At 69.2% G+C, this 25,677-nt stretch carries 22 protein-coding genes and 4 pseudogenes; 8 read left to right on the top strand and 18 right to left on the bottom strand.

Annotated features, from left to right (window positions below):
• Position 1 precedes the first annotated feature (1 nt).
• Complete coding sequence (locus tag CGL27_RS09000; protein ID WP_119985819.1) at positions 2–3,427, bottom strand: protein kinase; 3,426 nt, start codon at positions 3,425–3,427, stop codon at positions 2–4.
• Between CGL27_RS09000 and CGL27_RS08995 the strand changes: the two genes are divergently transcribed.
• Positions 3,418–4,095 carry a maleylpyruvate isomerase N-terminal domain-containing protein gene (locus CGL27_RS08995; RefSeq protein WP_119985817.1) on the top strand — a complete coding sequence of 226 codons (678 nt, stop codon included), beginning with the start codon at positions 3,418–3,420 and terminating at the stop codon, positions 4,093–4,095. The genes CGL27_RS09000 and CGL27_RS08995 overlap by 10 nt on opposite strands.
• A 296-nt stretch (positions 4,096–4,391) precedes the next feature.
• Positions 4,392–4,508: pseudogene (locus CGL27_RS08985) on the top strand (IS5/IS1182 family transposase); the annotation flags it as partial.
• A 102-nt stretch (positions 4,509–4,610) separates the two neighbouring features.
• Here the strand turns inward: CGL27_RS08985 and CGL27_RS08980 are convergent.
• From CGL27_RS08980 to CGL27_RS08950, 6 genes and pseudogenes are all read right to left on the bottom strand, one after another.
• A complete protein-coding gene (locus CGL27_RS08980) occupies positions 4,611–5,189 on the bottom strand; it encodes an SRPBCC family protein (protein WP_240450409.1) in 579 nt (192 codons plus the stop codon).
• A 343-nt stretch (positions 5,190–5,532) separates the two neighbouring features.
• Entirely contained in the window at positions 5,533–6,471 is a 939-nt protein-coding gene (locus CGL27_RS08975) for an alpha/beta hydrolase (protein ID WP_119985813.1), read from the bottom strand.
• 32 nt (positions 6,472–6,503) lie between these two features.
• Positions 6,504–7,448, bottom strand: coding sequence for an NADP-dependent oxidoreductase (locus tag CGL27_RS08970; RefSeq protein ID WP_119985811.1), 945 nt, complete (start codon positions 7,446–7,448; stop codon positions 6,504–6,506).
• Positions 7,449–8,136: 688 nt separating this feature from the next.
• Entirely contained in the window at positions 8,137–9,036 is a 900-nt protein-coding gene (locus CGL27_RS08960; RefSeq protein ID WP_119985809.1) for an alpha/beta hydrolase, read from the bottom strand.
• 594 nt (positions 9,037–9,630) lie between these two features.
• Positions 9,631–9,963: pseudogene (locus tag CGL27_RS08955) on the bottom strand (cupin domain-containing protein); the annotation flags it as partial.
• A 100-nt stretch (positions 9,964–10,063) separates the two neighbouring features.
• On the bottom strand, positions 10,064–10,888 hold the full coding sequence (locus CGL27_RS08950; protein WP_119985805.1) for a helix-turn-helix transcriptional regulator: 825 nt from the start codon (positions 10,886–10,888) through the stop codon (positions 10,064–10,066).
• A gap of 526 nt (positions 10,889–11,414) precedes the next feature.
• Here CGL27_RS08950 and CGL27_RS08940 point away from each other — a divergent pair.
• Entirely contained in the window at positions 11,415–12,014 is a 600-nt protein-coding gene (locus tag CGL27_RS08940) for an ALF repeat-containing protein (protein WP_119985803.1), read from the top strand.
• Positions 12,015–12,265: 251 nt separating this feature from the next.
• On the opposite strand, the gene CGL27_RS08935 is transcribed toward CGL27_RS08940, so the two are convergent.
• Complete coding sequence (locus CGL27_RS08935; protein ID WP_119985801.1) at positions 12,266–12,919, bottom strand: response regulator transcription factor; 654 nt, start codon at positions 12,917–12,919, stop codon at positions 12,266–12,268.
• On the bottom strand, positions 12,916–14,109 hold the full coding sequence (locus tag CGL27_RS08930) for a histidine kinase (RefSeq protein WP_240450407.1): 1,194 nt from the start codon (positions 14,107–14,109) through the stop codon (positions 12,916–12,918). The genes CGL27_RS08935 and CGL27_RS08930 overlap by 4 nt, the downstream gene beginning before the upstream one ends.
• A gap of 132 nt (positions 14,110–14,241) precedes the next feature.
• On the opposite strand from CGL27_RS08930, the gene CGL27_RS08925 reads away from it, so the two are divergent.
• Positions 14,242–15,204 carry an SDR family NAD(P)-dependent oxidoreductase gene (locus CGL27_RS08925; RefSeq protein ID WP_119994306.1) on the top strand — a complete coding sequence of 321 codons (963 nt, stop codon included), beginning with the start codon at positions 14,242–14,244 and terminating at the stop codon, positions 15,202–15,204.
• A 53-nt stretch (positions 15,205–15,257) separates the two neighbouring features.
• Here CGL27_RS08925 and CGL27_RS08920 read toward each other — a convergent pair.
• Both CGL27_RS08920 and CGL27_RS08915 read right to left on the bottom strand, forming a co-directional pair.
• A pseudogene (locus CGL27_RS08920) lies at positions 15,258–15,455 on the bottom strand (IS1380 family transposase); the annotation flags it as partial.
• A gap of 164 nt (positions 15,456–15,619) precedes the next feature.
• A complete protein-coding gene (locus CGL27_RS08915; protein WP_119985798.1) occupies positions 15,620–16,540 on the bottom strand; it encodes an NADP-dependent oxidoreductase in 921 nt (306 codons plus the stop codon).
• 714 nt (positions 16,541–17,254) lie between these two features.
• On the opposite strand from CGL27_RS08915, the pseudogene CGL27_RS08910 reads away from it, so the two are divergent.
• Positions 17,255–17,585, top strand: a pseudogene (locus tag CGL27_RS08910) (transposase); the annotation flags it as partial.
• Here CGL27_RS08910 and CGL27_RS08905 read toward each other — a convergent pair.
• The 5 genes from CGL27_RS08905 to CGL27_RS08885 form a co-directional block, all read right to left on the bottom strand.
• Positions 17,514–17,954 (bottom strand): VOC family protein, encoded by a 441-nt coding sequence (locus tag CGL27_RS08905; protein ID WP_078644858.1) that lies wholly within the window; start codon positions 17,952–17,954, stop codon positions 17,514–17,516. The pseudogene CGL27_RS08910 and the gene CGL27_RS08905 overlap by 72 nt on opposite strands.
• Positions 17,955–18,530: 576 nt before the next feature.
• Positions 18,531–18,752: a helix-turn-helix transcriptional regulator gene (locus CGL27_RS08900; protein WP_037952025.1), complete on the bottom strand. Its 222-nt coding sequence runs from the start codon at positions 18,750–18,752 to the stop codon at positions 18,531–18,533.
• On the bottom strand, positions 18,752–19,243 hold the full coding sequence (locus CGL27_RS08895; RefSeq protein WP_119985796.1) for a DUF2975 domain-containing protein: 492 nt from the start codon (positions 19,241–19,243) through the stop codon (positions 18,752–18,754). The genes CGL27_RS08900 and CGL27_RS08895 overlap by 1 nt, the downstream gene beginning before the upstream one ends.
• 178 nt (positions 19,244–19,421) lie before the next feature.
• A complete protein-coding gene (locus CGL27_RS08890) occupies positions 19,422–19,559 on the bottom strand; it encodes a hypothetical protein (protein WP_240450406.1) in 138 nt (45 codons plus the stop codon).
• Between the two features lie 108 nt (positions 19,560–19,667).
• Positions 19,668–20,525 carry a helix-turn-helix transcriptional regulator gene (locus CGL27_RS08885; RefSeq protein ID WP_119985794.1) on the bottom strand — a complete coding sequence of 286 codons (858 nt, stop codon included), beginning with the start codon at positions 20,523–20,525 and terminating at the stop codon, positions 19,668–19,670.
• 237 nt (positions 20,526–20,762) lie between these two features.
• On the opposite strand from CGL27_RS08885, the gene CGL27_RS08880 reads away from it, so the two are divergent.
• The 3 genes from CGL27_RS08880 (at position 20,763) to CGL27_RS08870 (ending at position 23,478) form a co-directional block, all read left to right on the top strand.
• Positions 20,763–21,638 (top strand): helix-turn-helix transcriptional regulator, encoded by an 876-nt coding sequence (locus tag CGL27_RS08880; RefSeq protein ID WP_240450405.1) that lies wholly within the window; start codon positions 20,763–20,765, stop codon positions 21,636–21,638.
• A 126-nt stretch (positions 21,639–21,764) separates the two neighbouring features.
• Positions 21,765–22,604 (top strand): SDR family NAD(P)-dependent oxidoreductase, encoded by an 840-nt coding sequence (locus tag CGL27_RS08875; RefSeq protein WP_119985792.1) that lies wholly within the window; start codon positions 21,765–21,767, stop codon positions 22,602–22,604.
• A 91-nt stretch (positions 22,605–22,695) separates the two neighbouring features.
• Positions 22,696–23,478 carry an SDR family oxidoreductase gene (locus tag CGL27_RS08870; protein ID WP_205587650.1) on the top strand — a complete coding sequence of 261 codons (783 nt, stop codon included), beginning with the start codon at positions 22,696–22,698 and terminating at the stop codon, positions 23,476–23,478.
• Between the two features lie 236 nt (positions 23,479–23,714).
• Here the strand turns inward: CGL27_RS08870 and CGL27_RS08865 are convergent, their stop codons facing one another.
• A complete protein-coding gene (locus tag CGL27_RS08865) occupies positions 23,715–24,926 on the bottom strand; it encodes an ABC transporter permease (RefSeq protein ID WP_119985788.1) in 1,212 nt (403 codons plus the stop codon).
• Positions 24,926–25,660, bottom strand: coding sequence for an ABC transporter ATP-binding protein (locus CGL27_RS08860; RefSeq protein WP_119994304.1), 735 nt, complete (start codon positions 25,658–25,660; stop codon positions 24,926–24,928). The genes CGL27_RS08865 and CGL27_RS08860 overlap by 1 nt, the downstream gene beginning before the upstream one ends.
• Between the last annotated feature and the right edge of the window lie 17 nt (positions 25,661–25,677).

Raw genomic sequence — 25,677 nt, 5'->3', positions numbered from 1 at the left:
CTCAGTCGGCCACCAGCTCCCAGTCGAGGTCCCAGAGCCGGAGGCCGTCGTCTCCCGCCGACACCAAGTTGCGCAGGTCGGGGGTGAGTTCGAGGTGCCGGATGCGTTGTTGGTGCCCTTCGAGCACGTGCAGGCATCGGCCGGTGGCGACCTCCCACATCCGTACGGATCTGTCGTGGCCGGCCGAGAAGGCGAACCGGGCGTCGGGTGTGAACCGCACGGCGGAGACCCAGCCCTCGTGCCCCGCGAACTCGCGTACGGACCGCCCGGCACCGGCGTCCCACAGCCGGATCGGTTCGTCCTTGGCGCCCGAGGACATGACCTGGTGTGTGGACATGGCCAGGCGGCCGTCGGCGCTCAGGCACGCCGACAGGATCGGCTCCCCGGGGCCGGTCCAGGTCCGCAGGCAGGCTCCGGTGTCGAGATCCCGCAGCCGGACCACGCCGCCTGAGTCGCCGACCGCCGCGAGCCGTCCGTCCGCGGACGTGGAGATCACGTTGACCGGGCCGTTCTGGGTGATCGTCGCGACGCAGCGGTCGTCGTCCAGGTCCCATCGGCGCAGGACACCGTCGCCGCCGCCGAGCCAGGCGTACCTTCCGTCGCCGGTGAACCCGATGGTCCGCCTCATGTCCCAGTCCGGAGTCAGCCGACGGCACTCGCCGTCTGCCAGTCGCCGCCGAATGATCGCGAGTGGTTTGGTGCCCTCGCACAGGACGTGCCGGCCGTCGTCGCTCAACGCCACCCCGCCCACCCTGCCCGGGTGATCGTCGAGGACGTGCGTGCACGCGCCGCTGTCCAGATCCCAGATCCGTACGGTGCCGTCGCTCTGCCCGCTGACGGCGAGCCGGACACCCGCGGCGACACCGATCGCCGTGATGGCGCCGTAGGAGAGGGGGCCGGCGTCCAGTGGCCGCGACCAGGCGGAGCCCAGCCGTACGTGGCGGGCCGAGCGGCCCAGTTCGTGCCAGGCGGCCAGGACCTGGGGGGCGCGCTCGTATCCGGGTATCTCCCGTGCGCGGGTCAGCAGGGCGAAGGCTGACCGGTGTCGGCCGTTCGACATCGCCTGGCGCGCGTCGGCGAGCAGTTCCTCGGCCAGTCCGCCGAGCCGGCTGACCTCCGCGTACTCGCGCGGCTTGATCACGTGCGGTTCGGCGGCGTATTCGGCATCGGGCAACCGCCAGCGATGCATGGGCAGTTCGGGATGGCCGCCGACGGAGCAGCCGAACCGGTCGTCGCTGTCGGGGAATCCGACGTGGTGCATCCCGTACGCGTGGGCGGTGAAGGTCCGCAGACACCGGCCGCTGCTCAGCTCCCAGATCTGAACGGTGTGGTCGCCGGTCGTTCCGGAGAGCAGCAGCCGCCCACTGTCGCCGAAGGCCAGGTGACCGGCCGCGGCGGTCAGCCCCGTCAACGTACGCAACGTACGGACCTGCCGGCCGTCCCCCACATCCCACAACCGGATCACCCGGTCCTTGCCGGCCACCGCGACCATCCGCCCGTCGGGACTGAAGCACAGCGCATGCGTCGCCGAGCCGGCGGCCAGCACCCGGCACCGGCCATCGGCCACGCTCCACAGCCGCGCCCCGTCCTCCTCTGCGGTGAGCACATGGCGCCCGTCGGCGCTCACCTCGTACTGCGAGCCGTCCAGGGCGCTGTCCTCGAGTGCTGCCCCGAGCAACCACCGGCAGGTCCCGGTCCGCGGTTCCCAGACCTGGACGCGCCCGTCCACGCCCTGCCACACACCGATGCGTCCGTCGGCACTCAACCTGACCGGGCACCCCGTGGCGCGTGCTGCGGAGCGGATGACGCGGGTACACCTGCCCGCCCTGAGATCCCAGAACTGCACCGTGCCGTCGCGGCTCGTGGACAGTGCGTACGAGCCGTCAGGGGTGAGGTCGACGCCGAGCACCTGCGTGCGATGGCCCTTGACCGCCAACCGCTGTGCGCCGGTCGCCGTGGACCACAGCCGGAGCACGCCGTCCCAGTGACCGCTCAGCGCGAGGCGTCCGTCGGGAGCGAACCGGATCGGCAGGTACCCCATCACCTCGTGCCGGGCGAGCAGTTTCACCGGCGCGAACGGCAGCGCGAACGGCTCGCCGAACTCGCGGGTGCCGGTGTGGCGGGCATCGGCCACGGTTCCGGAGGCCGCCACCCGCAGCGCCGCCCGTACGTCGGTGTCGTCGGGCCGTTCGCGCGCGAGGGCGTCGAGCAGGTCGCGTGCCGCCGCGAGGTCGCCGCGTTCGAGGTGGACCCGGGCCAGAAACAGCCGCACCTGCCAGGAGGACGCGCCGGAGCCGCGCGGGATCGCCTCCAACCGGGCGACGAGTTCCCCATCGGTGATCGCCCCCGTACGCCACCGGAACAGGCCACCGTTGTACACGGCCCCGACGTGGTGCGGGTCGACCGCGAGCGCCTCGTCGAAGGCCTGCTCGGCGTCGGCGGCCCGGTCCAGGTCGAGGAGCGAGAGGCCACGGTTGTTGAGCTCGTCGGCGCGCAGATCGGCGGCCTCCGGCGTGGCACGCGGATACGCCGAGCCGGTCACCTGCTCGTAGATCCCGGTCAGTACATCCGCGATGTCCGCCATCGAGGCAGGCCGGCGGGCCGGGTGCTGCCGCAGGCAGCGCCGGAGCAGGTGGGCGACTTCCGGCGGCGCCGCGACCGGATTCGAGGGGTCGGCCAGGTAATCCTCCAGCGCGAGACCCGCGACCGAACCAGCCGCCCAGTGCACGCCGCCGGTGAACATCTCCAGGACCGAGACCGCGAAGCTGTAGACATCGCTGCGTCGCCCGACGGGCTCGCCCGCGAGCTGCTCCGGGGACGCGTAGCCGACCGTCATGCCGCCGGACGGCACCAACACACTTACGCCCGGCGCCACTTGGAGGTCAGCCGGGGCCGTGGTGGCCTTGGACCGGGCGAGACCGAAGTCGGTGATCTTCGCGGCGCCCGTGCCGTCGAGCAGAATGTTGGCCGGCTTCACGTCCTGGTGCACCAGGTCCCTGCGATGGGCGTGCTCGAGCCCGCGGGCCGCTTGGACTGCCGTGTCGAGAACACGGGCGAGGGCCTGCCGCGCATCCCCGGCGTGGAGCCGCCCGTCGCCGATCCACTCGGCCAGGCTGCCGCCGTCGACGTACTCGGCGAACACGCGGGGGACACCGTCGATCACCCGCACGTAATGGCAGGCGCAGACGTTCGGATGGAGCCCGAGGGACACCCACGCCTCGGCCTCCCTGGCGAACAGCTCCTGATCACCGGGGCTCCGGAACAGCTCGGGCCGCGAACTCTTCACCGCCATGTCGATGCCCCAGACGAGATGCCGTACCCGGTGCACGACGCCCATCCCGCCCCGGCCGAGCTCGCCGATCACCCGGTACCGGCCGTCGACGGTCTCGCCGGTCACCCAAACGGTCGGCGACGTAGGTGCGTTCACTGCGATTCCTCATCGTGATTGCGGCAGAAGTCGCTGTCCTGGAAGGCCCGGACGCAGAAGGCCCCGTTGTCAGATTTCGACGAGGGCCAGTATGTGACGTCGTCGATCCCGGTGTCGATGTTTCAGGCTCACCGCGGGGGTGCGGGAGCGCGCCGTTCAGTCCTTCGCCGAGATGCCCCGCCGGCGGCTTCACCGACGAACAGGTCAGCGAACCGTCGTTGCTGTCCGGCTGGACCCGCGGCCACGTCCTCACCCACATTGCCCGCGCCGCTGAGGCGCACCGAAACCTGTTGGAGACAGTCCGCACCGGGACCGACATCCCCGCCTACGCGAGTCAAGAAGCCCGCGACAGGTCCATCGAAATCGGTGCGAGCCGACCGGTCGCCGGGCAAGTAGCCGACATCGAACGGACGGCGGCGGCATTTCGGGCCGCCATCGATACAACACCCGATGACGCGTGGACGACCGGTGTAACCATCCTGCACCTTGAGCCGTTCCCGGCCAGCCAGGTTGTCCTACGCAAGCTCGTCGAGCTCGAACTGCATCACGTCGACCTGAACGCGGGCTACCGGCCGGCCGACTGGCCTGTCACCTTCAAGCCCTTGGAGTTGCCCGAACCCATGCGAAGCCAGGCCGTTGACCGTATATCCTGGTTCGCCACAAAGTAATTCCGACCACTCCCGCCTGTCCACTACAACCGGGCTGGCGGTCCGTCACGGCAGCTGTAAGTCTTGATCTTGGTCGTCGGGTCACGTAGTCGCTGCTGCGGTGACGTTGTTCCAGCGCCGGTGACAGGCGGTGGCGCGGTGTAGGCGCGCAGGTCGTCGCGGACGGCATCGGTGTCCCAGCGGGCGTAGCGCAGCATGCGCTGCATCGGTCCGGGGCGGGTGTGACCGGCCTGTTCGGCAAGCTGGTGAGGTCGGACCGGGGCGCCTGGCCGACGTTGCCGTCGGTGGGTTTCCCATCCGGCGCGACGGCCCACCGGCGCTTCACCGAGTGGACCGAGGCCCGAGTGTGGGCCAAACTCCACCGTCTGGTCCTCGACGAACTCGGATCCCGCGGCGAGCTGGACTGGTTACGGCCCGGATACCAACGCTGCCTGGGCGGACGAGCGGGCAACAACGGGGCCACACGTTCCCGCAGGCCCAACTGCCCATGCAGGCACGGCTGTTGAAAAACAAGTTCAGGAGTTGATCTCTTCGGACTCGATCACTTGCAGGCACCTCCCGAGGGCGGCCATCATGTATCGGCGCCAGAGGGGAGTGAATGGACCGGCGAGAATCCAGCGACGACCCGGAAGTGGCTTGAATTCGTAGGTCCACCGAATGAGGGTGCCATCGCCGTCGGGGTTGAAGTTCAATTCTCCTCGAACGCCAGCCGCGAGTCGGGAGAGGATGTTCGTGAACCCCGTCAGCTGATACGCAAAACTCGAGCCTTCCGTGTACTCGATCAACTGTTCGTCGGCCTGCGACCCGTCGTCGAACTGCGGGTTCCTGGTGGGGCCGACGTGATCCCATGTCTCGGTCTGGTTTTTCACGCCTTTGACGCCGGGGAACGGTGCCACCCGGTGGAAAACGCTCGACAGGTCGATGGGAACGATCAGTCGGAACGCGTTGGCGGGCGCCACCGAGGTTCGCCGCTGGACTGTGATCGGAACAGTGTTGTCGGCTGAGCTGATGAGGAGCGGTATCGCCTGGGCCACCACTGTGCCCCCCTGGGGCTCGGTCGCACCCTTTGCCGTGATCGGTTTCTTGTCGGACACCTATATTCTCCCGTCTTGGTGATGTGTATTCACTGTGAAGCATGAACGAACATGAATTGTTTCGAATGGGAAGCAATGAGATTCATGGTGTGAGTGACCCGACCGTCGACCTGAACATCGAGTGCCTGCCGCACCTTCTGACGGCGGTCAGCAGCCTGCGGCAGTACGCGGTGAACGGGCACCTGCGTGCCGGCGCCGGGACACTTCAACCGTGGCTTCGAGGCAGGGACAGGACTGCATTCCGGTTGGCCCCTCCCTCGCTGAATTCGGGACCGTTCGACGAACGGTTTGGGTTCCGTGCCTTGTCGCCGCCGGTGAATGACAGCAGGTCGGTGGTTGCGGCTCAGATCGACTTGAGCACCCGGACCCGATCGGCGATGGCACGCCGCGCGACGTCGGAGTTGAAGGCGATGGAGTCGAACTCGTGCGGAACGCCGGGGTGAAGGTGGAACTCCACCGGGACGCCGGCGCGGCTGAGCTTGGTCGCGTAGGCGGTGTCCTCGTCGCGGAAGACGTCGAGTTGGCCGACCTCGATATAGGCCGGTGGCAGGCCGGTCGCGTCCTCGAGACGGGCGGGAGCTGCCGTGGGCGGGACGCCGGAGCCGCCGACGGCCTCGCCGAGCAGTGCCGGCCATGCGGTGAGGCTGTCGTCGTAGGACCACAGAACGTAGGGCTCGATGTGGGGGTCGGGCGTGGTGGTGCGGTCGTCGAGCATCGGCATGAGCAGGATCTGCTGGGCGATCCGCGGGCCGCCGCGCTCGCGGGCGAGGATCGTCAGGGCCGCTGCCATGCCGCCTCCGGCGCTGTCGCCCATCACACCGATGCGGTTGGCGTCGACGCCCAGCTCGGCGGCGTGTTCGTGCAGCCAGCGCAGTGCGGCGTAGGCGTCTTCGAGCGGTGTCGGGAAGGGATGCTCGGGGGCGCGGCGGTACTCGACCGACAGCATCGGCACGCCGCTGGAGGACACGTAGCGGGAGACCGGGCCGTCGAACAGGTCGATGTGGCCGAAGATGTATCCGCCGCCGTGGAAGAACAGCACGGCCGGGCCGGGCTTGGCGCCGTCCTTGACGTACCAGCGCATTCCAATGTGCCTGCCGTCGTCTGCGGTCGCGTAGTGCTCGCGGGTCGTCACGTCGGCCGGGATCGGCTGCGCGGCTCCCGCGGCGCCGATGATCGGTTCCCACATGGCGCGGCGGCCCGCGATGTCGCCTACGGCCGGCGGCTTGACCTCGGCCATCGGGGCCAGCGCCTCGGCGATCTCGGGATCCAGGGACAGTGTCATGGTCGTTTCCTTTCGAGGCCGGCCGGTCGGTGTCAGGCGGCGGGCGCGACGATGACGACCTTGCCGTGCAGCTCGCCCGTGGCGGCCTGGGCGTGGACTGCCGGCAGCTCCGCCAGCGGCACTCGCTGCGCGACGTCGACGCGCAGCTCGCCGGAGTCGATCAGTGCCACCAGCCGCGACAGCTGGTCGGCGTCGCTGCGGACGAATAGGTCGATGCCGCGCACGCCGCGCTGTTCGTCGCTGGGTGCGGGCATCCACACCGCGGTGTTCACCAGCACTCCACGGGGAGCGATCAGGCCGGGCAGCGCGGCCAGCTGCGCCGGGTCGATCGGCGCGAGGTTGAGCACCACGTCGACCGGCTCGGTCACCGCCTGGGTCACCTCGGTGGTGGTGTGATCGACGACCTCGTCGGCACCCGCCGTCTCGACCTGCCGGCTGCTGCGCGGGCCGGCCGTGGCTATCACGTACGCGCCGGCGTTCTTGGCCAGCTGCACGGCGTAGCCGCCGACCGCTCCGCCCGCGCCGTTGACCAGCACGCGCTGTCCCGCCGTCAGCTTCGCGTGGTCGAACAGCGCCTGCCACGCGGTGAGACCCACCAACGGCAGCGCGGCGGCATCGGGAAGCGGGACGCTCGTGGGCGCCGGCGTCAGAATCCCGGCCGGAGCCACCACGTACTCCGCGGCCGCGCCATCGCCCGCCATCGGCAGGAAGCCGACGACCTGGTCGCCGATCTCGAGGTCGGCCACGCCCTCACCCAGCGCTTCGACCGTACCGGAGACGTCGATGCCGGGAGTGTGCGGCAGCGTCACTGGGATGGGACCCCGCATGAAGCCCCCGCGGATGTTGCCGTCGACGCCGTTGAACGATGTCGCGGCGACCCGCACCAGAACCTGCCCGACGCCGGGAACGGGCTGCTCGATGTCCTCGTAACGCAGGACGCTCGGTTCGCCGTACTCGTGGAAACGCACTGCCTTCATGGGAAACCCTCGTCTCTCGATATACGTGAGGTGCTTCGCTTTCGAAGCACTCTCAGGCCATGCCTTGCTTCACTTCGAAGCGACAACTTCGATGTATGAGCCCACCGACAGCCGGCGAGGCCCAGGCGCCAACGGCTACCAGGAACCGGAGCCTTTCGTGGCTCGGTGAGCCGGACACGGGGGAGAAGAGCAACAGCTCCTGGCCCTGCTCGGGATGCACCTGCCACTGGCAGTACGACTGCAACTCGAGATGCAGCCCGTCCTCCCGCGCTCGACTGATCAAGCATCACGTGAACCAGAACCCCGGATGAAGGCCGTACTTATCCACGGACAAGTTGTCCGTGGCAAACCATGCGATGCGGGAGAGATGATCCGCTTTTCGTCACAGAGCACCAGCCGGTGCAGTCGGCTATGGGCCGGTGCGGTACCCGCGAGGACGTGGAGGTTGTCGGACTCGGGGTCGGCGAGCTGCAGATGCGGTAGCCGCCTGGCGCAGCGGTTGGTCGGTGAGCCGTTCCGTGGCCAGGGCGAGGTGGCGCCGGTAGGTGCCGTAGGGCACTCCCAGCCGTCGGGCGGCGGCCTTATGGGTGCGGGAATTGATGTATGTGGCAGTAAGTACCTCGTGGGCCCTGACGCCTGCGGGATCGGCCTGCACTGCGTCGAGAGCGGCTGTGAATGCGCTGAGCTATCAGATGCGCCCGGTGGGCCGGGGCGGGGCAGACAGGAAGGGGAGCAGCTCACGGGCAAAGGCATCGGGACGTTCCTCGGGCACGAAGTGGCCACTGCCCGGAATCACCGCACCGGTCAGGTGCGGCGCGGCCGTGTCCAGACTGTCGGCGAGTCGGGCGCCTGTGCTGTGCTCGCCGCCGATGGCGAGTACGGGCATGGGAAGGGTTCCTCCGGTTTCGTGCCACGCCCGGTTGACGCGGCCGTCCTCAAGGAGGGTGCGGTAGTGCGCGAAGCCGGCGCGCAGTGCCTCGTATCCGCGGTAGGAGGAGGCGACGGTGGCGACCTCTTCCGGCGGGAAGGCTCCGGGTACCGCGGACAACCAGCCGAACCACCAGGTAAGAAAGTCGCTCTCCCGACCTTCGAGGAGCAGCTCGGGCAGTTCTTCGGTCATGAAGAGGCCGAAGTGGAACAGACCGCCGGATGCCACGTCCATCGCCTGCTCCAAGCCGAGGCCGGGTACGGCGAGTTCGGCGAGGACGAGGAGTTCGACCTCCTCGGGGTGGCGACGGGCGTAGGCGAAGGCCACCATGCCACCGATGTCGTGCCCGACGACGCGCACGCCGCCATGGATGCCGAGCTGTGCGAGGAGCTCACGCATGTCCTCTGCCTGTGTGTCCTTGTCGTATCCGCTCGGGGGACGGTCAGAGGCACCCATGCCGCGCAGGTCGGGCGCGACGACGCGGTAACCGTGCGCGGCGAGGGCCGGCATGAGGTGGCGCCACGCCCGCCACGTCTGGGGCCAGCCGTGCAGAAGAAGTACGGGTGCACCGGACCCGCCGACCACGGCATGCAGCCGGGTGCCGTTCGCCGTGACAGTGATGCTCTCGAATCCGTCGGGGAGGGGCGTTTCGTCGCTCATGGGATCACCTGGGGCCGGGTCGAAGGGAAGGACCGGAAATTTCTGTCCGTGAGGGCCGGCAGAGCCGGTGGCGAGCCCGACCAGTACCTGGTCGGTGGAGGTGATGCGGGCTCCGGTGCGCTCGACGACGCGGCGGATGCGGGCATCGTTGGGTGGTCGGCGTTCTCGAGGGCGGGGCGGACAGGGGCGGTTCACCGTGCCGCCCTCGTGGCCGGTGAAGAGGAAGACGCTGCCCCGGGAAAGGAAGGACTCTGGCAGGTACGGCCGGTGCCGTTGTGTGAGGGGTGCTGCCGGGCCCGAGAGCACGGAGTGGTCAGGTCTTCCGTGCGAGGGCTTCGCGGACTGCGGGTACGACTTCGGCGGCGAACGCGCGAATCTGTCGGGTGTGGTCTCGTTCGGGCCAGATCGCGCCGAACAGGACAGGGAGAGGCATGAAAGTCTCCTGGGCGACCGGCGCTTGCCTGACGTCGGCCGCGGCGGTCGGGAGCGGGAAGCGAAACGGGCCCGCCGTCGCCTCGGAGGCAGTGCCTTCGAGACCGGGCGGTAGCCAGGGTGACGGCTGTTCCGGCACGGGCGCTCGGGTCCGCGAGCTGTTCAGCGCGGCGGGCCGAGGATGACGCCGCCGTAGAGTTCGGATGCTTCCGCCAGGAGGGACGTGGGGATCTCGAAGCCGTCGGGGCGTGGGGTGGTGAGGTCGCGTCCGGCGTGGCGGAACATGCCCTCGATGCCGCCGGGTGTGGCGATCATCAGGAGGTCGGCGCGGTCGGAGGTGATGCGGTAGGCGTGCGGGACGTTGCGGGGCAGGTACACGATCCCGCCCTCGCGCAGTTCGTGCTCCTCCTCCCCGGACCACACCAGGGCCGTGCCCTTGATCAGCATGAACACCTCGTCCTCGCGGGTGTGCAGGTGGAACGGGGGCGCTTCGCCCCGGGCGACGTCTTCCTGTTCGAAGAACCCTTAGGTCATGATTCGCCGTATATACGAAGCGGCAACTTGGATGTATGAGCCGACCGACAGCCGACGAGGCCTAAGCGCCTACGGCTGCCAGGAGTTGGAGTTTTTCGTAGTTCGTTGAGCCGGGTACGGCGGAGAAGACCAGCAGTTCCTGGGCCTGGTCGGGGTCCACCAGTCGCTGGCAGTACAACTCCAGCTCGCCCAGCTCACGATGCCGGTAGCGCTTGAGGTCGAGATGGTGGGTGACGTCCACCTCGTGCAACCGCCAGACCTCGGCGAATTCCGGGCTGACCTCAAGCAGCGCTGCCACGATCTCGCCGGCCCTGCCCGTAGGGTCCGCCGTGTACGCCGCCCGGAGATCCACGGTGAAGACCCTGCCCCGCAGGGCGTGGTCTTCGACGGGATAGAGGTCGCGTTGCGCCGGGTCGGTGAACCAGCGGTAGACCAGGTAGCGGGACAGTCCGCTGAACCGGGTGTAGTCGCCCAGCAGGGCGATCGCCGGACGGGTCTGCAGCAGCGTCTCGTTGAACCGGGACATCACCAACGCGGGCGTGTCCGAAAGCCGCTCGACGATGCGCATCATGGTGGGGCTGACGTGATCCTCACGCAGGACCCGCCGCGGCGCAGAGTGCCCGCCGAGGTCGAAGAGGTAGTCCCGCTCACTCAGGCTGAGGTGCAGCCCTCGGGCGAGCGCGGCGAGCACATGCTCGGACGGCATCGCACCACGCTGCTGCTCGATCCGGCTGTAGTAATCGACCGACACACCAGCCAGCGCGGCCACCTCCTCACGCCGCAGCCCACCGGTACGACGCCGAGAGCCGCGGGGAAGCCCTACGTCCTCCGGTTGCAGCACCTCCCGGCGTGCCCGGAGAAAGTCGGCCAGCAGTGCCCGATCCATCTCAGCCTCCGCATGCCGAGGAACGTCCGGTCGGCGAGCTCGATCCTATCGGAGCGCAGTCACCTTGAGGCTGCGCCTGCCCAGCACACGGAAGGATGTCGCGGATGACCTGCGAGGGCAGGCCCGCGCTGAGGAGGTCCCGGATGAAAGCGACTGGCGAGCTGGCTTCCCTTCGCAAACCGACCGGACACCGTCAGCCTTCTCACGGGGGGCAAACGGCTCGCTCAGGAGTGGGTGGGCTATCGCCACCTGACTCGAAACACGGACTGGTACGCGGACATCCGCTGATGCGAACGGGAAGGATTCTCTCAACCTTGTGATCCCGTTGACCAATCTGGCGGAGTGGCGGCCGGTTGATGTGATGGTGGGTGACCTGGACTCGGTGGCGCCGACTTCCTGCAGTCGGTGACCGACGGCGTCGGCGATGGCGGGTGCGCTTTTCCGGACTAACCGATTCCTGATGCGATTTTGGCGCGCATGGGTGATCATCTGCATACCTGAAGTTCGAACACGGAGGCATATATCCATGAGACCGACGCGTGCCGTTCTGCTCGTTGCGGCCACCGCCCTGGCCCCAGCCCTCCTCTTCACCGCCCCGGCGTTTGCCAGCGGTTCGGCGGCCCCGGCCGGCACCACCGTGACGACCGTGTCCGACACACCGGTGGACGAGATGTCGGAGGACGAGCTGCGTGCAGCGATCGCCGCCATCCTGGCGGACGAGGGCAGCGGCCGGGGGGTCGCCCGAGAGGCCAAGGAAGCCCTCAATGGCACCGTGGATGACATGCGCACCTTCTTGAAGACCGGCTATCGGCTGGCTCAGGCCGAGGACGACCGGGTCGCCATCGCCCGCATCCTTTACGTAGCAACGCAGAACAATGACAAGCGAGTCATCGAGGAGGCCAACAAGCTCTTCGACAACAACTCCCCGGAGGAGATGCGTGCCTGGCTGGAGACCGGCTACCGGCTGGCCCAAGCCGAGGACGACGCCGTCTACATAGCTCGCATGCTCGCGGCTCCGAACATCAGTGATGCCCTGCGTGCCGCAGCCAACGCCGCCCTCGACGACGGCTCCCCGGAAACCCTGCGCTACTTCCGTGAGGTGGGGCAGTACGAGGTGGCCGGTTAGGCGAAGCGGGGAATACGCCCTGCCCGACGTGTACGGCGGCAATCCGGTCAACGAACTCGGTGCCTGCATACCAGCAGTTCACCAGGGGCTGGACCGGACGGCCGTTGGCGGCGGTGAGCGACGCGGTGAGTTCGTGACGGGGTCAGGCGGCCGCCGTGGGTGTGACTGAGGGCTCAATTGGTCGGTGAGTGAATTGGCTGGGCAGTGCTGCGCCCGTCTCAGCGCGGCGACTCTCTCGGAGCAGGGGCGGGTCAGTCCGGAGTGATGCCGGTGAGGACAGCGAGAACGGCGAGACGGATGCGGTTGTCTCGGCCGGTTTTCGCCATCAGGTTCGCCACGTGCGTCTTCACCGTGGTGACCCCGAGATGCAGCCGGTCGGCGATCTCCTTGTTGGACAGGCCCACGCCGAGCAGGCCGAGTACCTCCCGCTCGCGCGGGGTGATGTCCGGTACCGGGAGGTCCATAGGGGTGTCGGAGGGGGAACGGGCGTGGAGGGCCTGGGCGACGAGGCGGTCAAGGATGTTCCGGCTGAAGGGGGCCTCTCCGTTGGCGGCCCGGCGTACGGCGTCCAGGAGTTCGGTCGGTGGGGTGTCCTTGACGAGGAAACCGCAGGCTCCAGCCGCGAGCATCGGATACAGATGGTCGTCGTCGTCGAACGTGGTGAGGGCGACGACCCGGGTGGCGGGGCGCGCCGCCAGGATGCGGCGGGTGGCCGTGAGGCCGTCCATGCCGGGCATTCTCAGGTCCATGAGGACGACGTCGGGAGTGAGGCGTTCAGCCAGTCGTACCGCCTCCGCTCCGTTGTCCGCCTCGCACTGGATCTCGATGTCCTGAGCCTGCTCGAAGAGCATGCGCAGCCCCATGCGGACGAGCTGCTGGTCGTCCACGACGAGGATGCGGATCACAGCTGGGGCTCCATGTCGGGTGTGAAGGCGGGCAGTTCGGCCGTGAGCCGCCAGCCCCGAGGCGCGGGGCCCGCATCCAGCCGGCCGCCGAGCAGGTCCACGCGTTCGCGCATGCCGGTCAGGCCGTGTCCGGATGGGCCCGGGGCCGGTGGCCGGGTTCTTCCGGCCCCGTCGTCGTGGATCGTCACGCGTACGGCGTCATCGGCCACCCGCACGGCCAGCTCGGCGTGTGCGCCGGGCCCGCCGTGCTTGGCCGCGTTGGCCAAGCCCTCCTGGGCCAGGCGGAGGACCGCGAGGCCACGTACCGCGTCGAGCCGTGCGACACGGGGATCCACGGAAGCGGTTACGGCCAGGCCGGTCTGGCGGCTGTGTTCCACCACCGACTCCAATGCCGCCGGCAGTGCCCCGGGCGAGACCAGGGAACCGGTGTCGGGACCGGTACGGTCCGGGGCGCGCAGCACAGCCACCAGGCGCCGCAGATCGGTCAGTGCCGCGCCGGCACTGGAGTGCAGGTCGTCGAGGACTTCGGTGATCCGCGGGTCGGTGGTGCTGGTGGCGGCGATGACATGCCGGGCGACACCAACGCGCAGCACCATGGAGGAGACGTGGTGGGCCACGAGGTCATGCAACTCGCGCGCGATGGTGGTGCGCTCCGCCGCGCGGGCGGCCAGCAGCTGTTGTTCGGCGCGGAGTTCCTGCTGTTCCGCGTGCTGACGGGCGTGCACCGCGGCGTCGCGGGTCACGCGTACGTAGGCGCCCAGGAGCAGTGGCAGACCTGCGACGATGCCCATCTTGTAGAGCACCGGAAGAAGTTCGCCGGGCAGGTCCTCAAGACGGTTCACGGCGACGGCAAGCGCCAGTGCCGTCGTCCCGGCGGCCAGGCGGCGCCCGGGCTGCCGAACCGCCAGCTCGAAGAGAGTCACGGCGGCCAGCACCTTCAACGAAGAAACGGTGCTCGCGTCCAGCGCGTGTGCGACAACGAGCAGGACCGACTGCGCCAGCAGCGCGCCGAACGCCCACTTACCCGCGGCCAGGCACAGCACGAGCCCGGCTGCGGCAAGGCCCCAGTCCTGTGCTGCGGACGGCCGCTGCAGCAGCAGGAAATCGCCGATCAGTATGCCGGCAAGCGCAATGACCCTTATGGCGGCGAATTTCCTGTCGAACGCAAGCTCGATCCAAGATCGGTTCACGTGGCCCACGATAGGCGGACGTCCGTGCTCCTGGGGTCCTGCCATGGGAGGAGGGCAACTCCTCCTACCGGCCGCGAGGTCCGGCCCGAGGATGGAGCCGTATGCCCGGGACGGGCTGCCAGTGTGCTCGTCATGGATAGAAATGCGAACACGGACACGAGTACCGACACGAGTGCGAATTCCGCGGTCACGGGGCGGCGGTCCCTCCTCGGTGGTGCTGCCGCCCTGGGCCTGGCGAGCGCGGCCTTGGGCACCACCGCCCATGCGGTCGGCGCCCAGTCCAGGTCCCGCACCAAGGCCGGCCGCTTCCAGGGAAAGTCGGTGCTCATCACGGGTGCCACATCGGGTATCGGCAAGGCGGCGGCGAAGGCGTTCGCCGGGGAGGGTGCCCATGTCGGATTCTGTGGCAGGCGAGCCGACTTGGGGCGCCAGGTGGAACGGGAGATACGGGACGCGGGCGGCGAAGCCACGTACATTCAGGCTGATGTACGCGTGAACGACCAGGTGCGCAGCTTCGTGGACCGGGTCGCGAGCCGTTACGGCGGCATCGACGTGGCCTTCAACAACGCCGGCATCGGCGGCGGCAAACTACCCCATGAGATGAGCGTCGAGGAGTGGGATGACGTCCAGGCCACCAACGCCCGAGGCGTGTTCCTCGCGATAAAGTACGAGATCCCGCACATGCTCAGCGCGCAGCGCGGCGTCATTATCTGTACCTCGTCGTCAGCGGCCGAACAGGCGCGGCCGAACGGCGCCGCCTACACCGCAAGCAAGCGGGCGGTGCAGGGCATAGTGAAGTCCGCGGCGCTCGCGTACGGACCCAAGGGAATCAGGCTCAACGCCCTGCTGCCCGGCACCACCGACACCCCCTTCGTCCGCCCGCCGGGAATCCCGGACGCGGAATGGGCCAAGTACAAGCAGGCATGGGGGCCGCTCAACGTCGACGGTCTCGAACGAATGGCCGACGCCGAGGAGATCGCGCGCGCAGTGCTCGGGCTCGCGTCCGACGACTTCCCATATATGACGGGTGCGTCGGTCATCGTGGACGGCGGAACCACCACGGGCCGGAAAATGATCCAGCCGAGCGGTACCTGAGGTTGGGCCCTCGACCTTTGCGGCGATTCGCCGACGCGCCAAGGCCGGCTCATGACCCAAGCGTGGCCACGGGCCTCACCGTCGGTCTCGACGGCCGGGGTCCAGGCTGAGGCGGGGACTTTCAGTACGTGTTCGTGGATCGCTTCGGGGATCACCATGCCGACCGAGTAGGACAGCCATCGGCCTCGTCGCGCGAGCCACGACACAAAGTCGTGGATGCCGCCCGCGGAGTCGGTGCGGATGAGGGTGCGGGGTGAGCACGCTGGGGGTTTCGTATGGCTGTACCTACTGGGACGGACGGGCCTGTGCCGTACGTCGAGGTGTCGTGAACGGACGCCGCGGGCCAGCGTCGGTGTGTTCGGCGGCCGAGGAGCAGACCGCGCTGGTCATGCGGGACACCGGGGGGCTTTCTCGCTCAGTCTTCGGTGACGCGGATGATCGTCTTGCCGGGGGTGCGCTTGTCCGGTGTGAACGCGGAGGCTGCCTCGGCGAGCGGCCGGACGGTGCCGACGATCGGCTTGAGGCGGCCGTCCCGCAGTCGCTGGGCGAGGTCGGCCAGGCGGGCCCGGTCGGGTTCGACGACGAAGAAGACGGCTCGCCCGTCGCGGGGGTGGACGGTGACCGGCTCGGCGATGGTGACCAGGGTGCCGCCGGGGCGGACCAATGCGGTGGAGCGTTCGAGGATCTCGCCGCCGATCACGTCGAACACCACGTCGACCTCGCCGATGTCCGCCAGTCCCTCGGCCTGGAGGTCGACAAAGGCGTCCGCGCCCAGGCCGAGGGCGGTGTCGCGGTCGCCGGCCCGGCCGGTGCCGATCACCCGGGCGCCGACCTCGCGGGCCAGCTGCACGGCGATGGAGCCGACGCCGCCCGCGGCGCCGTGGATGAGCACGCTCTGGCCGGTGATCAGGTGGGCGTGGTCGAACAGGGCCTGCCAGGCGGTGAGCCCGGAGATCGGCAGCGCGGCGGCCGTGAGGTGGTCGACATCGGCCGGGAGCGGGGCGAGGTTGCGGGCCTCGACCGCCGTGTACTGGGCCAGCGAGCCGTTGCGGGCCCAGTCGGCCAGACCGAACACGCGCTGCCCGACCGTCAGGCCGGTGGTGCCGTAGCCGAGCTCGGTGACCACGCCGGACAGCTCGTGGCCGGGCACGCTCGGGGTCCGGTCACGACCGGCCCGGTCGGTCCAGGTGCCGGGCCAGTCCAGCTCGCCCGGGGTGAATCCGGCGGCGTGGACCTCCACAATCACGTCGTTCTCTGCGGCGCGCGGGTGGGGCAGCTCGGAGAGGGTCAGGCCGCCGACACCGGCGTCGCGGTCCTGGACGGTGATGGCTTGCATGAGGGGTTCCTCTGAGTAGGGGGACGCTCAGGGAGCGGGCATCGCGCCTGGTGGGCGCAGGCATCGGCCCCGCAGGAGGCCGCCCGCCCGCCATTCCCAATCTCAGCGCCGTTCGCCCCTGTCCGCCACCGCACACAGCGGCGGGCGAAGGACGGCTGACAGGCGCCGTTGTGGTCACGCCTCCGACGCTAGGAGGGAAGCGGCCCAAATGTGTGGGCCACTTGCACCTATCTCCAGTGGGCCATTTACCTGACTCCGGTTACCCCCGGCCACACACGTTCTCGCGGCCTCCCCGCACCATGGCGCCCCCGTGGATCACGGTGTTCGAGGAGCTGCCCGTCGAACCCTCGCGCCGGCGGTACATCCTCGAACCGGACACCCCACCCGGCACCCCGCGCCACCCGCCGACGTCGCATGCCGTCGAAAAGTCCAGGTCAAAGGCGCTGAGTACGGGATCACCGTACGCGTGTACCGGTCCCCCCATTGTCTCCCCGGACAGTCAGCCCTAAACGATCTCTTCGTATGGTCGGCCCACCCAAGGGCGCCGGGTGTGGCTTTCGACCTTCTGCCGCTTGTGGCTTCCCTCGATTGGCCGCCCGGCGCCCCACGCCGACTCGGCTGCCAATGAGGAATTGCGAATGATCGCTCCGTAGGGAATCGACAGCGAGGTCGTCCGTCGGGAGGCACCAGCACCACAGCGCACGGAGGCGCCACATGGCCGCGATCTGGGCCGGCATCGACGCAGGCAAGACCCATCACCACTGCGTCGCGATCGACGAGAGCGGCCGTCGGCCGCTGTCCCGACGCGTCGCCAACGACGAGCCTGAACTCCTCGGACTCCTCACCGGTGTCCTGGCCCTGGGAGACAAGGTGACCTGGGGCATCGATCTTGCCGACGGCGGAGCCGCCCTGGCCATCAGCGTCCTGCTCAACCACGACCAGCCGGTGCACTACATCTCCGGCCGGGCCATTCTCAGCGCAGTTGCTCGGCCAGTCCGACGATGATGCCCTCCGGGCCGCGGAGGTAGCAGAGCAGATAGCTGTCCTCGAACCGGGCGATCTCGCCGACGAGTTCGGCGCCGTGAGGGCGCAGGCGGGCAACGGTGTCCTCGATGTCGTCGACGGCGAACATGACGCGGTGCGTGCCCAGAATGTTGTGCGGCCGGTTGCGCGGCCCGGCGCTGATCACTGCGGGGCTGCGGTACTTCGCCAGCTCGAGCCGGCTGTGACCGTCCGGGGTCCGGACCATCGCGATGTCACAGCGGACGCCGTCGAGCCCGGTGCACTGGTCGGCGACGAGGCCCTCGACCTCCGCCCTGCCCTCCAGCTCCATACCGAGTTCCACGAAGAACGCGATGGCGGCATCCATGTCCTCGACGACGATGCCGACGTTGTCCATCCGCTGAATCGCCATGCTGGTTTCTCCTTCTTCCTCGTGCGGCCGGTGGTGGCCGCTGATGTCCCTGGGACGGAGCCGGTGGCACGTTCTCGACATCCGCGGACCGCCGAGCTCCGAAAGATCTGGATCGCTCCTCAGCACCGCTACGGCAGACCCGCGACCAGGGGCCACCACCGAGGGTGAGTGCGGCGCAGGTGGCCGTTTCCATGAAGACGATCAGCCGCAGCGTGCCGTCCCCGCTTTTCCAGGCTTCCTCGACGATTCGCAGCGGGCAGCTTCCGTCCGCACACGCCCGCAGCTCGGCCGGGGTTGACGGCTTCATCGGCTGCACCGCGGTCGGCGACGGTGATGAGGCGGGTTTCGTGGGCGTTGGCGAGGCGAGGGACGGTTCGGCCGAACGCGAGGGTGCGGCCGGCGCGGGCGCCCCCCGTGCCGCCGTCCGAGTCGGAGCCGCGGCCGGTCAGCGTGGCGGCGAGGGCCAGGACGCAGACGGTCCCCGCCGGGCCGCGCGCCGCAGACAGCCTGGTCCTAGGTCCACATGCCGTGTCGCGGGCCGGTGGTGCCAGGGGTTTTCATGCCCGTCGGGGGACGTCATTCGCCCGCGGCGTCCTCGGCCTCCCAGCGCAGCAGGTCGCCCGGCTGGCACTTGAGCACCTCGCAGAGCGCGGCGAGCGTCGCGAAACGCACCGCCTTGGCGCGGCCGTTCTTGAGTACCGCCAGGTTGGCGGGCGTGATCCCTACGCGGTCCGCGAGGTCGCCCACGGACATCTTCCGCCTGGCCAGCATGACGTCGATGTCGACGACGATCGGCATCAGATCACCTCGTCCAACTCGGCCTGCATCTGCGCCGCTTCGACGTCGCGGGCGACGGCCTGGGCGAGCAGCATCCGCAGTACGAGCACGATGAGCGCGACCCCCAGGATGCCCACGCCAACCCCGCCCATGATGAAGGTGACGCCCGGGTCGGCCCGCTGGCCCGGCGCATTGAGGGCCGTGACCGCGAACCACAGGAGGGCTGCCGCCACGATCGCGCCGATCACGGCGTCCACGTACCGGAAGGCGGCGTGGGAGAACACGGTTCCGCGTCGCACCATCGTCACCAGCCGCCATACGCTGACCACGGCGACCTGGGCCGACACCATGCCCAGGGTCGTGATCACGCGCAGCGCGGTGAGGGGGAGCGATCCGTCCTCCGGGTCGCTCCCGCTGACCAACACCCACATCATCAATGCCTGTACGAACACGGTGCCGGCGAGCACCACCACGAGCACGGCGCGAAGCGCACGCACTGCCAGCTGTCCCATACCGCATCCTTCCATCGAATTGCGATGGGAATCTATCGAATATCGATAGGTGAATCAAGGGCTGAGGCAGGGGTGGGCGGTGGGCTACGCCGAAGCCCTGGTCCGGGAAGCCGGAGCTCGCATCCTCCTGGCTCGGACCACATCACCCGAGATTCCTGGCAGCGTTCTGCGATGGCGTTCATCCGCGGTTGAACCCATTGGTCATCACGTTCGGGACGCCGCGGTGCCGGGTGGTGACCAGGATGACGGCGCCCGGTTCGATGAGACGGTGAACCTGGTCCAGGGGGTGCGGCTGAAGGTCCTTCACGGTGATCATGTCTGCTCCCGGTGCCGTGCGGTCTGTGGCATCGAGTGTCGGCGGACGGGGCACTGCCATGAAGGCCGCGTTGTTCCTGGGTGTGTCAGTGCCGGCCTCGGCCGGAGCTCATATGCCCGGGTCCACCGCTCCTGCCCGGGCCGGCTTCGGCTGGGTGGCCATGGCCCTCAGCGTCTCGAAGGCGGTCGCCGTCGGGCTGGCCGGTTCGGCCTGGTAGACCACGAGCTGCTGGTGCGGGGCTCCGTTGACCGTGAAGGCCGCGAATTTGATGTGCAGGTCCCCGACCTGGGGGTGCTTGAGGTGCTTGCCCTCCTGGGACTTGCCCTTGACGTCGTGCAGTTGCCAGAGCGCGGCGAACTCCTCGCTCTGGGCGGACAGTTCCGCGACGACCTCGGCGATGCGGGCGGACTCGGGGTCATGGCCGTAGGCAGCCCTGATCTCGGCGACGCAGGAGTGCGCGGCCCGCTCCCATTCCTGGTAGAAGTCGCGCCCTGCCGGGTCGACGAACACCATCCGGGCGAGGTTGCCGAACTTCTCGAAACCGCTGTGCAGGGCCGTGGCCATGGAGTTGCCCGCCATGATGTCAAGGGCCGGGCCGACGACGAAGGCCGGAGTGTGCTCCCATCCGTCCATCAGCTGCAACAACTGCTGGCTGACGTCCGCGGAGCCCCAGTCGTGCGGACGCTGCGAGGCGGCGAGGCAGAGACGGTTGAGATGGTCGGTGGACTCCGCGTTCAGTTTCAGCGCATGCGCCACGGCATCGAGGACCTGCGGGGAAGGGCTGTTCTCGCGCCCCTGTTCAAGCCGGATGTAATAGTCCGAGCTGACCCCGGCGAGCATCGCGACTTCCTCCCTGCGCAGTCCCGGCACCCGGCGACGCCCGTGTTCGGGCAGACCGACGTCGTGTGGCTTCAGGGCTTCTCTGCGGGCTCGGAGGAAATCACCCAAAGGCGTCCCATTGCTCATGTGACAAGACTAGATGTATTTCGGTCGGTGAGAAGTGCCGTCGCGTAATATCGCAGTTGGTCGCACACTCGTCGCAGAGAGTGAATTCGTGTGCCGGGGATCCCGGAGAGGCGAAGGCGGCCGGAACGGCGGGCCGTGGTCTGCCACCGCCCTGTGCCGCGGAGCCCGTAATCCTGGGTGTAATGCACCCACCGTCGGCGGAACTTTCCCGGGCATTTTCCGCCTAGCCTCGCTGACATGGACAACGACACGCACCTTGGCCCGATGGAAGGGCTGGGTGAGTTTCTCCGCTCCCGCAGGGGGCGTCTGAGCCCCGCGGCAGCGGGACTGCCCACCGCCGGGCGGCGGAGGGTGCCTGGGCTGCGGCGCGACGAGGTCGCGATGCTCGCAGGGGTCAGCCTGAGCTACTACTGCCGGCTGGAGCAGGGCCGTGATGTCAGTCCCTCGCCCCGAGTGCTGGAGGCCATGGCCCGCGCGCTGCAACTCGGCGACGAGGACAAACGGGAACTCTTCCGGCTGGCCCAGCCCGCGGCCCGCCGTACGAAGGCACCCGTCCGGGTCGAGCGTGTCCGGCCCCACCTGCGACAGCTGATCGAGAGCTGGACCAGGACGCCGGCCTTCATCATCGGCCATGCCCAGGACCTGCTGGCCACCAACGCACTCGCCGACGCCCTTTACCGCGACTTCGCGCAGCACGACAACGTCCTGCGCATGCTCTTCCTGGACCCCGCCGCGAAGACCTTCTACCGCAGCCCGGAACGGGCCAGGCACCGGGCGGTCGCCGACCTTCAGCAGACCGCCGCGAGCACCCCGGAGGATCCCCGCATCCTGGAACTGGTCGGTGAGCTGTCGGTGCGCAGCGGTGAGTTCCGCGCCCTGTGGGCACGCCGGCACACCCGGGTCCCGCCCTACGAGATCAAGCAGGTCCACCACTCGGTCGTGGGCGACCTGGAGCTGCGGCGCGAGGCTCTCACCATTCGCAGCGTCCCGGGACAGCAACTCGTCATCCTGCAGGCCGAGCCGGGCTCCCCCTCCGTCGACGGGCTGGCCCTGCTGGGCTCCGTCAGCGCGCCCGAAGTGCCGCACCAGAAGAACCCCGCGCACGGCACCTGACTCTCATCCTGGGTGCCGGACTCCCAGGAAAACCGTTGCCTTCATATCGCCCTGGAGGAGGGACAGACTCGAATACGTCAACAGGAAATCCCCCTCAGGGGGAAAGCAACGAAAGAGGTTTTTCCCATGGCTACGTGGTTTGTCACCGGTGCCTCCCGCGGAATCGGCGCGGAAATCGCCCGTGCCGCTCTGGCAGGCGGTAACAATGTCGTGGTCGCCGTACGAAATCCGGAGCGTGTACCGGACGATCTGAAGAGTTCCGACAAGGTTTTCGCGGTCGCCCTGGACGTCACGGACAACGACAGCATTCCGCAGGCGGTCGAGGCGGCCGTGGAGCGGTTCGGCGGCATAGACGTGCTGGTGAACAACGCCGGCCGCGGCCTGCTGGGCGCGCTGGAGGAGATCACCGACGCGGAGGCCCGGTCGTTGTTCGACCTCAACGTCTTCGGCCTGATCAACGTCACCCGCGCCGTGCTGCCCGTGATGCGCAAGCAGGGGGCGGGCCGGCTGGTGCACATCGGTTCCCGCTCGGGTTTCGAGGGGGAACCGGGCGTCAGCCTGTACTCCGCGTCGAAGTTCGCGGTCGCGGGCATCAGCGAGGCGCTCTCCGCCGAGATGGCGCCGTTCGGAATCCAGTCGATGGTCGTCGAGCCGGGCGTCTTCCGCACCGACTTCCTGGACGCCAGCTCCCTGTCGGTTGCCGGGAACCGCATCAGCGACTACGACGACACCCCCGCGCACGTCACCCTGGACTGGATCGACCAGGCCAACCACGCCCAGCTCGGCGACCCGGTGAAGGGCGCGGCCCTCATCGTCGAGGTGGCCTCCGCCGAGAAGCTGCCCACGCATCTCTACCTCGGGCGCGACACGCTGGAGCGGCTCGACGTCAAGTACCAGCAGGTGCAGGACGACCTCGCCCCGTGGCGCGAGAAGTCCGCGGCCACCGCGCACGACGACGCCGCCTGACGCTCCGCCGGGTGCCCGACCCGTTCGGGCACTCGGAGCCTTCCCCCTCTCCTTCCCCTTCCCCTCCTGTGATCAAAGAGATTGAGGTTTTGTGATGTCTGCTGCCCTGCTCACCGGCACGCCCCTGGCAGGCCGTGTCGCCGTCGTCTCCGGCGCCTCCAGCGGTATGGGTGCCGTCACCGCCGAGCGCCTGGCCGAACTCGGCGCGACCGTGGTCGTACTGGCCCGGCGCAAGGAGCGTCTGGACGGCGTGGTCAAGAACATCGAGAGCGCCGGCGGCACCGCGCTCGCCCTGGCCGTCGACGTGACCGACCGCGTTGCCGTCCAGGCCGCCGCCGTCCAGGTCGCCGAGCGCTTCGGCAAGGCCGACCTCGTGTTCAACAACGCCGGTGTCCAGCTCATCTCCGGCATCGAGGAGCTCAAGGTCGACGACTGGCAGCGCCAGATCGACCTCAACATCGGCGGCCTGATGAACGTGATCGCCGCGTTCGTCCCGCACCTGACGGAGTCCGCCGCCGCGGGCAAGCCCGCCGACCTGATCAACACCTCGTCGATCGCGGCCACCCGCATCCTGACGAAGTTCTCCGTCTACTCCGGCACCAAGGCGTACATCAGCCACTTCACCCGGCTGCTGCGCGTCGAGCTCGGTCCCAAGATGGTCCGAGTGGCCACCATCGAGCCCGGCATGGTCGACACCGAGCTGCCCGACCACGTCACCGACCCCGACGCCTCCAAGCTGATGGCCGACCTCATCCACGACATCGACGTCTTGCAGAGCGCCGACATCGCCGAGACCGTCGCCTTCATGGCCGCCGTCCCGCGCCACGTCAACCTCACCGAGATCACCATCCTGCCCACCGCCCAGGCTATCTGACACACGTTCCGGCGTGGCGGGGGAGAGCAGCCCAGCGCTGTTCACCCCCGCCACGCCTCCATGCGTCGAGAGAACCCGAGAGGACCCGACATGAACATCACGACGGGACGGAGGCGATGCCTCGGCCGCAGATGTCGTCGTGGTGGCCGTCGCGGCCCGTAGCGCTTCACCATGGCTTCACCGGTTGTGAGCCGGGGTTTCGTTGGGTGGTCAGCTTGCTCGGTGGTGTTCGCCGGTCAGGCCGCGGCCAGCGCCTCGGTCGGGGGCAGCCGTGAGGCGCGGATCGACGGGTAGACGCCGGCCACCACGCCGATCAGGACCGTGCTCGCCGTGCCCAGGGCGAGCGCGGGGAGGGGGATCACGGTCGGCCAGCCCTGGTAGGTGGCGTAGCCGAGGGTCGCGAGGACACCGAGGACCGTACCCGCGACACCGCCGAGCGTGCTGAGGACCACGGACTCGGTGAGGAACTGGGCGCGGATCTGGCCCCGCCCGGCTCCCAGCGCCCGGCGCAGACCTATCTCCGTGCGGCGCTCCAGAACCGAGATGTACATCGTGTTGGCCACGCCGATCCCGCCGACCAGCAATGCCACCCCCGCCAGGCCCAGGAACAGGGCCGAGAACGTCGTCCGGGTGGCGCGTTTGGCCAGCAGGGCGTCGGACGGGCGGCTGACCTGGACCAGGCCGGGCAACTGGGGATACAGCGTGTCCGGCAGGACCGCGCTGACGTCCTCGATGGCGTCCTCCTTGGCCTTCACATAGATCACCGTGGGGTGCCCGTCGAAGCCCAGCTCGCTCTTGGCGGCCTGCCAGCCGACGAGGACGGAGCGGTCCAACTCGGGGGCGAGCGGCATGCGGTCCAGGATCCCGACAACCGTGAACCACCGGTCGTCGATGACGACCTGGGGCGGCTGCCGGCCGTGCGCCGGCCGGGGGATGCCGAGCCGGGCGGCGGCCTGGTAGCCGAGGACCGCGGTGGGGAACGACGAGGTGGATGCGTCGAGGAACCGGCCGGAGCGGACTGTGCCGTTCACGGCGGGCAGCAGGTTGGTCCTGGCGGCCAGGACGCTGAGGCCGAGGCCGTCGTTCGGGTCGGTGCGATCCGAGCGGCGGACGAGGGCGTGGGTGTTGGCGACGGCGCTCGCCTCGGTGACCGGGCGGATCCGCGCGGCCATCCGGTGGGCCTGCTCCGGCAGCAGGACGGGCGGCTTCTGGTCCGCCTGCGGCTGGGCGCGCAGCATGTTCGTACCGAGTGCCGACAGTTGCTCGTCCAGGTGCTTCTGGCTGGACGCCGGGATGCCGGTGACCAGGACCAGGGTGGCGATACCGATGGAGATGCCGAGTGCGCTGAGCGCGGCCCGCATCCTGCGGGTGAGGAGGCCGAGGAGGCCAAGGCGCAGCACGTCGGAGGGGGCCAGTCGTACCGGCCGGATGTCGGTGGGGTGGACCATTAGCGCCCCCGCCCTGTCCCCGTGTCGGTGTCGGTGTCGGTGTCGGAGATGACGCGGCCGTCGCGGATCTCGACGCGGCGCGGCATCCGGGCGGCGATGTCCCGGTCGTGGGTGATGACGGCGATGGTGGTTCCCTCGCGGTTCAGCTTGACCAGCAGATCCAGTACGGCCCGCCCGTTGCCCGAGTCGAGTGCTCCGGTCGGCTCGTCGGCGAGCACCAGCGCGGGGTCGTTGACCAGCGCGCGGGCGATGGCGACACGCTGGCGTTCGCCGCCGGAGAGCTGGTGCGGCAGGTGTGCGGTCCGGGCGCCGAGGCCGACCCGTTCCAGGGCGGCGAGCGCGAGCGGCCGTCTCCGGTGGCGCGACACCCCGGCGTACAGCAGGCCGGTGGCCACGTTCTCCGCCGCGGTGAGCCCTTCGGTGAGGTGGAAGTGCTGGAAGACGAAGCCGAGCCAGCGGCCGCGCAGCGCCGACAGCTTGCGGTCGGACAGCGCCGCCGCGTCCCGGCCGGCGATCTCCACGGATCCGCTGGTGGGCAGGTCCAGCGTGCCCATGATGTTGAGCAGGGTCGACTTGCCGGAGCCCGAGGGGCCGACGATGGCGAGGAGTTCGCCCGGGTGGACGGTGAGCGAGACGTCGTCCAGCGCCAGCACCCCGCCGCGGTACGCCTTGCTCGCGCCGCGAATGGCCAGCACGGGCGCGCCCGGGGTGGCGGCGGCGCCGGGTGCGGGCACGGCGAGGGCGTGTGCGG

It is taken from the genome of Streptomyces sp. 11-1-2, from assembly GCF_003595545.1.
GTDB lineage: Bacteria > Actinomycetota > Actinomycetes > Streptomycetales > Streptomycetaceae > Streptomyces > Streptomyces hygroscopicus_B.
This window is presented reverse-complemented; position numbering and strand designations above follow the sequence as displayed.